The sequence below is a fragment of the Agrobacterium sp. GW821-FHT02D03 genome (assembly GCF_059421725.1).
In genome coordinates, this window is the sequence record NZ_JBWKVN010000002.1 from 1,139,571 (window position 1) to 1,151,077 (window position 11,507).

Below are 11,507 nucleotides of genomic sequence, written 5' to 3' on the forward strand. Positions count from 1 at the left end.
GATGAGAGACCTTTCCGCAGGTCCGCGTGTCCTTCTCAGGCGGCTTCGCGAAATGATGGCGGAGCATCTTGAGCCGCAGGAGCGCCTCGACCAGATTGTCCGGCAGATCGCCAGCAACATGGTTGCCGAAGTGTGTTCCGTTTACGTGCTTCGCTCCGACAGCATTCTCGAGCTTTATGCCACCGAAGGCCTGAACAAGGATGCGGTCCATCTTGCCCAGTTGAAAATGGGGCAAGGCCTTGTCGGTACCATTGCCGCCTCCGCTCAACCGCTCAATCTTTCCGATGCGCAGGCGCATCCCGCTTTCCGCTATCTCCCTGAAACGGGTGAAGAAATTTATCATTCCTTCCTCGGTGTGCCGATTTTGAGATCCGGTCGCACTCTTGGCGTTCTTGTCGTTCAGAACAAGACCAGCCGAACATACCGGGAGGATGAAGTTGAAGCGCTTGAGACAACCGCAATGCTTATTGCGGAAATCGTGGCGAGCGGCGAATTGAAGAAAATCACCCGCCCCGGCGTGGAATTGGACCTGACCAGAGCGGTCTCCATCGATGGCGACGCCTATGGTGAAGGCATCGGCCTTGGTCATGTGGTTCTCCACGATCCCCGCATCGTCGTCACCAACCTTCTGAACGAAGACGCCGATACCGAAATCCGTCGCCTTGCCGAAGCCATCGGCTCGCTGCGCATTTCGATCGACGACATGTTGCAGCGCCGTGATGTCGCCACCGAAGGCGAGCATCGCGAGGTGCTGGAAACCTACCGCATGTTCGCCCACGACCAGGGCTGGGTGCGCCGTATGGAAGAGGCGATCCGCAACGGCCTGACGGCCGAGGCTGCGGTCGAGAAGGTGCAGAGCGACACCAAGGCGCGCATGATGCGCCTGACCGATCCGTATCTGCGCGAGCGGATGCATGATTTCGACGACCTGGCCAACCGCTTGCTGCGTCAGTTGATGGGCTTTGGTGGCAGAGCCCCAGACCACGAATTTCCTCTCGACGCAATCGTATTGGCGCGCGCCATGGGTGCTGCCGAGCTTCTGGATTATCCGCGTGAAAAGCTGCGTGGTCTGGTGCTGGAAGACGGTGCGGTCACCAGCCATGTGGTGATCGTTGCCCGTGCCATGGGTATTCCCGTCATCGGCCAGGCAACCGGCATCGTGGCGCTGGCCGAAAACAACGACCCGATCATCATCGATGGCGACGACGGCAAGGTGCATTTGCGGCCTGTCACAGACCTGCAGCGCGCCTATGAAGAGAAGGTTCGCCTCCGCGCCCGCCGCCAGGAACAGTTCCGTGCGCTGCGTGACGTGGAGCCGATCACGAAGGATGGCCAGAAGGTCAGCCTGAAGATGAACGCCGGCCTGCTGGTCGATCTTCCGCAGTTGGAAGAGTCTGGCGCAGACGGTATCGGTCTCTTCCGCACCGAACTGCAATTCATGATCGCATCGAACATGCCGAAGGGGGAGGAGCAGGAGGCCTTCTACCGAAGTGTCCTGCGCCAGGCCAAGGGCAAGCCGGTGACCTTCCGCACACTCGATATCGGCGGCGATAAGGTCGTCTCCTATATGCGAGGCCAGGAGGAAGAAAATCCGGCTCTCGGATGGCGCGCCATTCGTCTGTCGCTCGACCGCCCGGGCTTGCTTCGCACCCAGATGCGGGCGCTCCTGCGTGCGGCCTCCGGCGCGGAATTGAAGATGATGTTGCCGATGGTAACGGAAGTCTCGGAAATTCATGCCGTTCGCGAGTTGATGCAGAAGGAAGTTCAGCATCTTTCAAAGTTCAGTCACGCGCTGCCGCGCAAGCTGCAATTCGGTGTGATGCTGGAAGTCCCGTCGTTGATGTGGCAGCTCGACGAGCTGATGTCGGAAGTGGATTTCGTCTCGGTCGGATCGAACGATCTGTTCCAATTTGCGATGGCGGTGGACCGCGGCAATGCCCGTGTCTCGGATCGCTTCGACAATCTGGGCAAGCCGTTCCTTCGCATTCTGCGCGACATCATTCGGGCTGGCGAACGCAACAATACCCCGGTGACGCTCTGCGGTGAAATGGCAAGCAAGCCATTGTCTGCCATGGCGTTGATCGGGCTCGGTTTCCGGTCGATTTCCATGTCGCCAACGGCGATCGGTCCGGTGAAGGCGATGCTGCTTGGGGTCGATGCCGGGCTGCTGGCGGAAGAGTTGAATGCGGCGCTCGATGACAGCAAATCATTGGAAAGTACGCGTGATTTGCTGGTGCGGTTTGCTTCGACCCATTCGATCCCTATCTAAGCACGATTATAAAGAGTGGAGTATGTGACAGGTGGCGAAGCTTCCCGTCGAGAAAATGCGTGAGCTTGAACGCCGCTTCGGCGAGATCGAAGCGCGTATGTCTGCAGGCCCGGCCGCGGATGTCTATGTCAAGCTTGCGTCCGAGTATTCGGAATTGCAGCCCGTGGTAAAGACCATCCGGGAATATGAGAAGGCCAAGGCTGAGGCTGCCGATCTGGAAGCGATCCTGTCCGACAAGACGATGGATCGCGACATGCGCGAACTGGCCGAAGCCGAACTGCCGGAGCTTTCCGAACGCATCGAAGCGTTGGAGAAAGAGATGCAGATCCTTCTGCTGCCGAAGGACGCGGCGGACGAAAGAAGCGCGATCCTTGAAATCCGCGCAGGAACCGGCGGGTCCGAAGCCGCGCTCTTTGCCGGCGATCTCTTCCGTATGTATGAGCGTTTCGCCAGCGGCAAGGGCTGGAAGGTGGAAGTGCTGTCCTCGAGCGAAGGGGAAGCGGGCGGCTTCAAGGAAATCATCGCGACGATTACTGGCCGCGGCGTGTTCTCCAAGCTGAAATTCGAATCCGGCGTTCACCGTGTTCAGCGTGTGCCGGAAACGGAAGCGGGCGGGCGCATTCACACGTCTGCGGCAACCGTCGCCGTGTTGCCGGAAGCCGAAGATATCGACATCGAAATCCGCCCGGAAGATATCCGCATCGATACGATGCGGGCATCCGGTGCCGGTGGTCAGCACGTCAACACGACCGACTCTGCCGTGCGCATCACCCATCTGCCGACCGGTCTCATCGTCACGTCATCGGAAAAGTCGCAACATCAGAACCGCGCCAAGGCCATGCAGGTTCTCCGCTCCAGGCTTTACGATATCGAGCGGCAGAAGGCCGACAGCGAACGCTCCGCCGACCGTAAGAGCCAGGTCGGTTCCGGCGATCGCTCAGAGCGCATCCGCACCTACAATTTCCCGCAGGGTCGGGTCACCGACCACCGCATCAACCTGACACTCTACAAGCTCGATCGCATGATCGAAGGCGATATCGATGAGTTGGTCGATGCGCTGATTGCCGATTATCAGGCGGGCCAGTTGGCTCAGCTTGGCGAGCAGCAGTGAGCGTCGAGACGACCGTTCAAGCTTTGGTGGCCGATGCGAAGCGGCGCCTGGCCGTTGCGGGCATTGCCGACCCTTCGACGGATGCGCGGATATTGATCGGCGACGTGATCGGCTTTTCTCTGACCGATTTCGTTCTGAAAGGGTCTCGGCCCGTTCATCCTGATGAAGCGCACCGGATCGAAGAACTGATCGCGCGGCGGGAAAGGGGAGAGCCCGTTCACCGCATCCTGGGACACCGCGAGTTTTACGGTCTGGACTTTCTCATGTCGGCCGGGACGCTGGAGCCGAGGCCGGATACCGAAGTGCTGGTCGAGGCGGTGTTGCCGCATCTGCGGGCCGTGGTTGCACAAAAGGGCGAGGCACACATTCTCGATATGGGGATTGGCACTGGTGCCATATGCCTGTCGCTGCTACATTCCGTTCCTGAAGCCACGGGGGTCGGCAGCGATGTGTCGACGGATGCCCTGGCAACTGCATTTCGCAATGCGGGAAGATTTGGGCTTGAGACGCGGTTCGAGACGGTGGAAAGCGATTGGTTCGACCGTATTTCCGGGCGCTTCGACATAATCTTGTCAAACCCGCCTTATATTAGAACAGATGTCATCGATACGTTGAATCGCGAGGTTCGCGATTTTGATCCCTTGATCGCCCTGGATGGCGGTGCGGATGGCCTTCTCCCCTACAGAGTTATAGCTGAAAAAGCAGTGGATTTTCTCGAAAGTGGTGGAGTGGTCGGGGTCGAAATAGGCTACGATCAAATGGCAGATGTAACGACCATATTTGCATCGCAGGGATATGATTGCGTGGACCGCGTCAAAGACTATGGCGGCAACGATCGCGTATTGATATTCCGCAGATAGGTCAAAAAACAGCTGCGGGTGTTTTGTTCAAGGATATTTTGCAAAGCAAAAGAAAAGGCTTGGATTTCCGCAGGAAGCGGGCTAGTTTGCGGCCACATGCCGGGTGGCTGAGGGCGAAATAAGATTCGTCAGGGTTTGGATCAGTCCCGAAGCGGGTTCTCTTGGAGAACTCTGAAAGGCTGGGCATTTCCGGCATGTGATTCAGGAAACTTTGTTCGCAAGCGGCTAGATGCAGCATATGCGCATCAGGTCGGCAAACGCGAAGTCTTGTCTCTTGTGAGAGCAGGACGCGTAATGGTCGCGGTTCAGGAGAGGGCTAATTCCTTGCCGGATCGCATCGAAAAACGATAATTGTCAGCACAACAGAATTCAGGTGAGCAATTGATGAGGCCAGGACAGCAAAACAAGCGCGGCCGGGGGCGTAATAACAACAACAACAATAATAATGGCGGCGGAAACAATAACAATTTCAACCGTAAAGGTGGAAATCCGCTGACCAGAACCTATGATAGTTCCGGCCCCGATGTGAAGATTCGCGGCACTGCCCAGCATATTGCGGAAAAGTACGCCGCGCTCGCACGTGATGCTCAAAGCTCCGGCGACCGCGTCATGGCGGAAAACTACCTGCAGCACGCCGAACATTATAACCGTATCATCGCATCCGCCCAGGCGCAGATGCAGGAACGTTTCCAGCGCGACGATCGCGGTGAATACGGCAATGACCGTGACGGCGACGATATGGACGGCAATGACAATGACGACGTCGTCGTTGTGCTGCCCGTCGCGCATGAGCAGAACGAACAGCGCGCGCAGCGTCAGGACCAGCCCGAACGTCAGGAGCGCCAAGAGCGGCCAGAGCGTCAGGAACGGCAAGATCGTCCGGACCGTGGTGAGCGTCGCGATCGCCGCGAGCGTCCCAATCGCCCTGAACGTCAGCCGCGCGAAGCGCAGGCCGAAGAGGGCGCAGAAGCCGTTGCCGCGGCACCCGTTGTCATCGCGCCGGTTTACGATGCAAGCTCTGCACCGCAGCCCGTGATCGAAGGCACGCCGAAGGAAGTGGCTGTTGAAGAGGAAGCCCAGGCTGAAGCCGGTGCAGGCGAGCGCGCACCGCGCCGCACGCGCAGCACCAGCCCGCGTCCTCGCCGCCCACGCCGCACGGCAGGCGCCGAAGAGGCAGAAGGTGAACAGCCTTCCGAATTGGAGAAGGCTGCCGAGTAAGGCTGCCTTTTCACATTGAGAAAAAGAAAAAGCGATGGGTGAAAATCCATCGCTTTTTTGTTGAGATGCCGAGAGCATCGTGCTTCCCGAAAATCGGACTCAATTTTCGGGAAGCACGATGTGTCGATTCAAAAAGGTAAAGCGTTCTTTGTGCGTTCAATAGGACGCACGGCGCTTTAAACTCTACGCATTGGCCCAACACTTGGTTTCATTTTTAGGGCTGGTGTGTCGGCAGTCACGCGTTACGCAAACGCCCCTGCATCAGGTCGATAACCGCGCGGGCGGCTTCCAATACATTGGTGCCGGGGCCAAAGACCGCAGCCACACCATGGTTCAGCAGAAACTCGTAGTCCTGACGCGGAATGACGCCGCCGACGATGACGATGATGTTCTCTGCGCCCTTGGCCTTCAAAGCTTCGACAAGCTGCGGCGCAAGCGTTTTGTGGCCCGCAGCGAGCGATGACATGCCAACCACATGCACCTTGTTCTTGACCGCGAGATCGGCCGCTTCCTCTGGCGTCTGGAAAAGGGGCCCCGCGAGCACATCAAAGCCGATATCGCCGAAGGCGGATGCGATGATTTTTGCGCCGCGGTCGTGCCCGTCCTGGCCGAGCTTGGCGACCATCATCCGCGGCTTGCCACCGACGCTGCTCGACAGTTCGCCGATCCGGTTGCGCAAGGTGGCAAATTCCGGATCGTCCTCATAAGCGGCGCCGTACACATCGTGGACGACTTCCGGGACGGCCAAATGATCTCCGAAGATTGCCCGCATGGCGTCGGAAATCTCGCCGACGGTCGCCCTCGCACGCGCTGCTTCGACAGCCGCTTCAAGCAGATTTCCTTGTCCCGTGCGTGCAACGTCCGAAAGCGTCGCCAAGGTCTTTTCGACGTCCTTCGGGTTGCGCTGGCGTCGCACGGTTTCCAACCGCTTGATCTGTGATGCCCGAACCGCGGAGTTGTCGATATCCAGAATGTCGAGCGGTTCTTCATTTTCCAGACGGAACTTGTTGACGCCGACGATGATCTCTTCGCCGCGATCGACGGCGGCCTGGCGCTTTGTCGCAGCCTCTTCGATCAATCGCTTCGGCAAGCCTTCATCGACGGCCTTGGTCATGCCGCCCAGTTTCTCCACCTCTTCGATGAGAGCCCAGGCTTTTTCCGCAAGTTCGTTCGTCAGGCTCTCGACATAGTAGGAGCCTGCGAGCGGATCGACCACCTTGGTGACACCCGTTTCGTGCTGGAGAATGAGCTGGGTGTTGCGGGCAATGCGCGCAGAGAAATCGGTCGGCAGCGCCATCGCCTCATCAAGTGCATTGGTGTGAAGCGATTGCGTGCCGCCAAGCACGGCGGAGAGCGCCTCATAGGCCGTGCGGATGACGTTGTTGAACGGGTCCTGCTCCTGAAGCGACACGCCGGAGGTCTGGCAGTGCGTGCGCATCATCATCGAGGATGCCTTTTGCGGTTTGAATTCCTCCATGATCCGCGACCAGAGCAGGCGAGCAGCGCGAAGCTTTGCTGCTTCCATGAAGAAATTCATGCCGATGGCGAAGAAGAAGGAGAGGCGGCCAGCGAAATCGTCGACGTTCAGCCCCTTCTTCAAAGCGGCCCGCACATATTCGCGGCCATCTGCCAGCGTGAAGGCCAGTTCCTGCACCAGCGTCGCGCCAGCTTCCTGCATGTGATAGCCGGAGATGGAGATGGAATTGAAGCGGGGCATTTCACGCGCCGTGTATTCGATGATGTCGGCAATGATCCGCATCGAGGGTTCCGGCGGATAGATATAGGTGTTGCGCACCATGAATTCTTTGAGAATGTCGTTCTGTATGGTGCCGGAAAGCTCGGCGCGTGCGCATCCCTGTTCCTCACCGGCGACGATGAAGGAGGCAAGAATCGGGATGACTGCGCCATTCATCGTCATGGAGACCGACATGTCCTTCAAGGGAATGCCGTCAAACAGGATCTTCATGTCCTCGACGGAATCGATCGCGACACCCGCCTTGCCGACATCGCCGACAACGCGCTCGTGGTCGCTGTCATAGCCGCGGTGGGTGGCTAGATCGAAGGCGACGGAAAGGCCTTTTTGACCGGCGGCCAGATTGCGTTTGTAGAACGCGTTCGATTCTTCAGCGGTTGAGAAGCCGGCATATTGGCGGATCGTCCAGGGGCGGCCTGCATACATCGTCGCCCGTGGGCCACGGACGAAGGGCTTGAAACCCGGCAAGCTATCGAGGTGGGAGACCTTCTCCAGGTCTTGCGCAGTGTAGAGCGGCTTGACGGCAATGCCTTCGGGGGTCTGCCAGGTCAATGTGTCGGGGGACCGCTTGAGTTCTTTCTCTGCCAGTTTCTCCCAATCCATCACCGACTTTTCCTCCGTCATGCCTGTCTCCCTGTTGCGTTATGTCCTGAGCCGGTGGCTGCGCCCTTCCGGGCGCCACTTCTGCAAAACAAAAACGTTCATCTCTCCATCCGGTCGCATCTGAATGCGGCTGAATGTACAGGTTAGAAAGCAATCGATGAATTAACAACCGCTACGATCGAACAAGTCTATGCCTTGCGTCCAAGCGACATGATGCGTTCGCGCAGTGCCTTGGCCAGATTGCGGGTATTTCGGTACATGTGCACCTGAGCTGCTACCTGACGCACGTCACGGTCGCTGTTTTCCGAAAGGCCGATGACCAGCGTTCCCATCTCCGCATCGGTGCCCCACAATTGGTTCACGGGCAGTTCGTCGTCTGGAACGCAGCTGTCGGTGCGAATGATGTTGGCATCGTCAAGCTGCCATTCGGTGAGCCGATGGGCAAGAAGCCGCTCCGGCATATAGTTGGCGTAGCGCGCGTTGAACGCTGCCTTCCAGATATAGGCCTCGCCCATGGCCATGAGGATGACGACGGAGGCGATCGCTTCACCGTTGAGGTTGAGCGTATGAATACGCGCGGAGTCGATCTCAGCCAGGTTGTTGATGGCTTCGCGGGCGAAGGCGGTGCGGTAGCGATCGGTAACCAGCGCATTGCGCTTGCGGTTACTCGCGCCATGCGCCTCGAGCGCCAGAAATTCTTCCATCCGCATGCGCACGTCACGCGCCTGACGGGCGACGTCATAGGTGACCTCTCCCATTGCTTCAAGATCAGACCATTTCGCCTTCAGAAGCGCCCGCTCATCGGACGAAAGCCGGCTGTGGAGAAAGCTGTCGGCATCCGGACCGTTTTCCAGAAGCGGTCGTCTGTCACGTTCAGCGGTCGCAACCGGAAGGTTGCGCGTCATGGCGATCGTCCGGATCATTCGCACGAAGGGGCCATTCAGCCGCACCAGCGGAAGGACGAGCACTTTGGGCAGTCTCAGTTCCGCCTGCATCAAGGCATCGATGAGATTGTCGATCGTTTCGCCCGCGCCCTCGATGTCGACAAGCGGCGTTCCGAGCGGACCAAACGGATTGGCCCAGGCCCGCAAGATGGAAGGGCCGACGGAGAAGCCGGGCTTCTCGACGGTAAAAGGCATGAGAAACCGCATGCGGCTGCGGGTGCCATTTTCATCCCGCATCAGAGCGAAGCGAACGGAGCGGTCATCGATGCGCGGCATGGCTGGTGCGAGCAGTCGCCCGGTAAAAAAGACGTTCGGCTCCATGACGCGATTGGACAGGAAATCGAGTTCTTCCTGAAGGTCGTAACCGAGCTGGGCGGGATAGATGCAAAATTCGCGACCCTCGCGACCGACGCGGATACTGCTATCTGCTTCAGGTCGCTCCAATTCAGCGGAGGTTTTCACCATGGCGAATCGATTTTCGCTGAAATCCGGATTGTTTGGGTCGCTTGCCATGCTTTTCTATACCATTGCTGGATGTAGGATTACCATAAAAGCCAAAGCAGCTTCAGTACTTTAATTGGTTTCAGGCAAATGGGACCGGCGACAAATCCTCGGGCGCGCACATTTATCACAACGTCCTCATCATATATCGAAATCAGACGAATGTTGAGGGCCGTCTAAAACGAAATATTCGCATATGATCATAAATCTGGAACGACGGGCGCGCGTTTGCGGGGAGGAAGAACGCCGAGCACCAGAGCGCAACCGATGATGATGATACCGGCCCCGACGAATTGCGCTGCCGATAGCGGCTCATCCAGCACAAATGCGCCGATGAAGACGGCAATGACGGTCACCACGAATTCCACGCTGATCGTCTTGGTCGCGCCGATCGTGGCGACCAGGCGGAAATAGGTGATGTAGGTCAGCGCACTCATCAAGATGGCGAGGGCGAAGAGGTAGCCGATATCGAGCAGAGACGGCATGGTGGTGATCGGCACCACGGCAAACAGGGGCAAAGTAACGACGCCACCGGCGAAGAACGAGCCGATGGTGATTTCCCAAGAGCCGGTGCCTTTCAGGTAGCGGCTGGCATAATTGCTGCCGAAGGCGGCGCAGAGGCAGCCGAACATGCAGGAAATGCAGCCGAGCACGAATGCTTGAGTGACCGGAACAGCAGGGAAGCCCACAAGGATAACGATGCCGAGAATACCGAAAGCAATACCAAGGAGCGACTGCGCGGATATCTTCTCCAAGCCCCAGAACTGGCCGATCAGCATGGAAAACAGCGGAATGCTGGCGACGAGAATGGCCGCCATCGCCGTACCGATCAGTGGTGTGGCGTAAGAGAGGCCAATCAGCTGGCCGGCAACGGTCGTTGCCCCAACCATCGCGAAGGCGCGCCATCCGGCGGAGAAATCCAGGTGACGACCGATTGCCTTGGCAACGAGATAGAGCGTGATGCTGGCGATAAAGCATCTGAGCGAGACGGCACCCACCCAGCCAAAAGCGCTGACCGTGTGAAGCACGAGCATGAAGGAGAAGCCCCACGCCACGGCAAGAAAGAGATAGGCGGCGAGTTGGCCCGGTTTCATGGCAAGGATCGTTCCGGCAAGAGGGATGATGCCGGAACAGTTAGGCAAGGCCCTGGATTCGGTCAAATGGATTTTCCCGAATGATGGCGCCGCAAGTCGCATTATAGCGTTGCCAGCAGCCGGTTGCTCAACATGCCCGCTGAGGCCGCCTGCATGGAGACTTTCTTCTCCACTGCCTCGATGACGGTATCGGTGAAATCCACATTGGTGAGTTCGCGGATATGGCCAAGGCCGCCAGGGGAAAAGACATTCACCTCCAGGATCTTGTCGCCGACGATATCGAGACCGACGAGGAACATGCCGTCCTCAACGAGTTTCGGCCTCATCATTTCCGCGAGCGCGAGCACATCGTCATTGACCTCGACCGCTTCCGCCGTGCCGGAGGCGTGGATGTTCGAACGAAGATCGCCCTTGGCCGGAACACGACGAAGTGCGGCATAGGCCCCGTCACGCATCAAAGGCTTGCCGTTCATCATGAAGAAGCGGATATCGCCGCTCTTTGCCGCGGGCAGATAAGCTTGGGCGATGAGATAGCCTTCGATACTGACCGCCTCGAATATCTGATTCAGGTTGGTTTCCTTGGAAGAGCCGATCTTGAAAACGTTCTTGCCGCCGGAACCCTGCAAGGGTTTGACGATGACGCCCTTGGGGTGGGCATCGGCGAAAGCGCGAATTTCCTCAACGTTGCGCGAAATCAGCGTTGTCGGACGAACGATCTCAGGGAAGCTTTGGAAGTAGAGTTTGTTCTGAGCCAGCGCCAGACCTTCCGGATCGTTAAGAACAATCACACCTCGCTGCTCCGCCAGTCGCCCGAAGAGAATGCCGGAGTGGACGGCCCAAGGCCGCGCGGTCTGATCGAGCGACGGGTCGTTGCGCAGCATCAGCGCGTCGATTTCTTCGATATCGATCGTCTCGCGCTGCAATTGCCGTTCCTGCAGAGCCGCATGGAAAGCCTCCACCTTCTTGTACTTTTGCTTCGGCATAACGAGCGCATGGACGACAAGCGTGTCATCCGGGCGCAAGGTGAAGTCCCCGGGCGTCAGGTAGATGACCTCGTGGCCGCGATTGAGCGCGGCCATGGCCAGAAGCCCGGTGGCGTAGCTTGGATGTTCGCCTTCGATTGAATTGACAAAGAACGCTAGGCGCATGGTCCC

8 protein-coding genes are annotated in these 11,507 nt (G+C 58.3%); 4 read left to right on the plus strand and 4 right to left on the minus strand.

Features of this window, described 5'->3' with window-relative positions; translation table 11 throughout:
- The first annotated feature begins 1 nt into the window (after nt 1).
- From ptsP to AC07U5_RS18615, 4 genes are all read left to right on the plus strand, one after another.
- Nucleotides 2-2,269 (plus strand): phosphoenolpyruvate--protein phosphotransferase, encoded by a 2,268-nt coding sequence (ptsP, locus tag AC07U5_RS18600; RefSeq protein WP_062423989.1) that lies wholly within the window; start codon nt 2-4, stop codon nt 2,267-2,269.
- Nucleotides 2,270-2,300: 31 nt separating this feature from the next.
- Nucleotides 2,301-3,380, plus strand: a complete 1,080-nt coding sequence (prfA, locus tag AC07U5_RS18605) for a peptide chain release factor 1 (protein ID WP_062423990.1) — start codon at nt 2,301-2,303, stop codon at nt 3,378-3,380.
- 26 nt (nt 3,381-3,406) lie between these two features.
- A complete protein-coding gene (prmC, locus tag AC07U5_RS18610) occupies nt 3,407-4,240 on the plus strand; it encodes a peptide chain release factor N(5)-glutamine methyltransferase (protein WP_494723900.1) in 834 nt (277 codons plus the stop codon).
- A 384-nt stretch (nt 4,241-4,624) separates the two neighbouring features.
- Nucleotides 4,625-5,458 carry a DUF4167 domain-containing protein gene (locus AC07U5_RS18615; protein WP_113180033.1) on the plus strand — a complete coding sequence of 278 codons (834 nt, stop codon included), beginning with the start codon at nt 4,625-4,627 and terminating at the stop codon, nt 5,456-5,458.
- 235 nt (nt 5,459-5,693) lie between these two features.
- Here AC07U5_RS18615 and scpA read toward each other — a convergent pair whose 3' ends face one another.
- The 4 genes from scpA to AC07U5_RS18635 form a co-directional block, all read right to left on the minus strand.
- Nucleotides 5,694-7,835 carry a methylmalonyl-CoA mutase gene (gene scpA / locus AC07U5_RS18620; RefSeq protein WP_494723901.1) on the minus strand — a complete coding sequence of 714 codons (2,142 nt, stop codon included), beginning with the start codon at nt 7,833-7,835 and terminating at the stop codon, nt 5,694-5,696.
- Nucleotides 7,836-8,002: 167 nt separating this feature from the next.
- On the minus strand, nt 8,003-9,271 hold the full coding sequence (locus tag AC07U5_RS18625) for a GNAT family N-acetyltransferase (RefSeq protein WP_313590905.1): 1,269 nt from the start codon (nt 9,269-9,271) through the stop codon (nt 8,003-8,005).
- A gap of 188 nt (nt 9,272-9,459) precedes the next feature.
- The gene (locus AC07U5_RS18630) at nt 9,460-10,353 is read right to left on the minus strand and encodes a DMT family transporter (protein ID WP_494724277.1); all 894 of its coding nucleotides are present in this window, start codon (nt 10,351-10,353) and stop codon (nt 9,460-9,462) included.
- Nucleotides 10,354-10,454: 101 nt separating this feature from the next.
- A complete protein-coding gene (locus tag AC07U5_RS18635) occupies nt 10,455-11,501 on the minus strand; it encodes a glutathione synthase (RefSeq protein ID WP_062423995.1) in 1,047 nt (348 codons plus the stop codon).
- Nucleotides 11,502-11,507 lie beyond the last annotated feature (6 nt).

Coding starts and splice junctions, on each gene's coding strand:
- ptsP (WP_062423989.1), top strand. CDS start 2: ATGAGAGACCTTTCCGCAGGTCCGCGTGTCCTTCTCAGGCGGCTTCGC.
- AC07U5_RS18615 (WP_113180033.1), top strand. CDS start 4,625: ATGAGGCCAGGACAGCAAAACAAGCGCGGCCGGGGGCGTAATAACAAC.
- scpA (WP_494723901.1), bottom strand. CDS start 7,835: ATGACGGAGGAAAAGTCGGTGATGGATTGGGAGAAACTGGCAGAGAAA.
- AC07U5_RS18625 (WP_313590905.1), bottom strand. CDS start 9,271: ATGGCAAGCGACCCAAACAATCCGGATTTCAGCGAAAATCGATTCGCC.
- AC07U5_RS18630 (WP_494724277.1), bottom strand. CDS start 10,353: ATGAAACCGGGCCAACTCGCCGCCTATCTCTTTCTTGCCGTGGCGTGG.
- AC07U5_RS18635 (WP_062423995.1), bottom strand. CDS start 11,501: ATGCGCCTAGCGTTCTTTGTCAATTCAATCGAAGGCGAACATCCAAGC.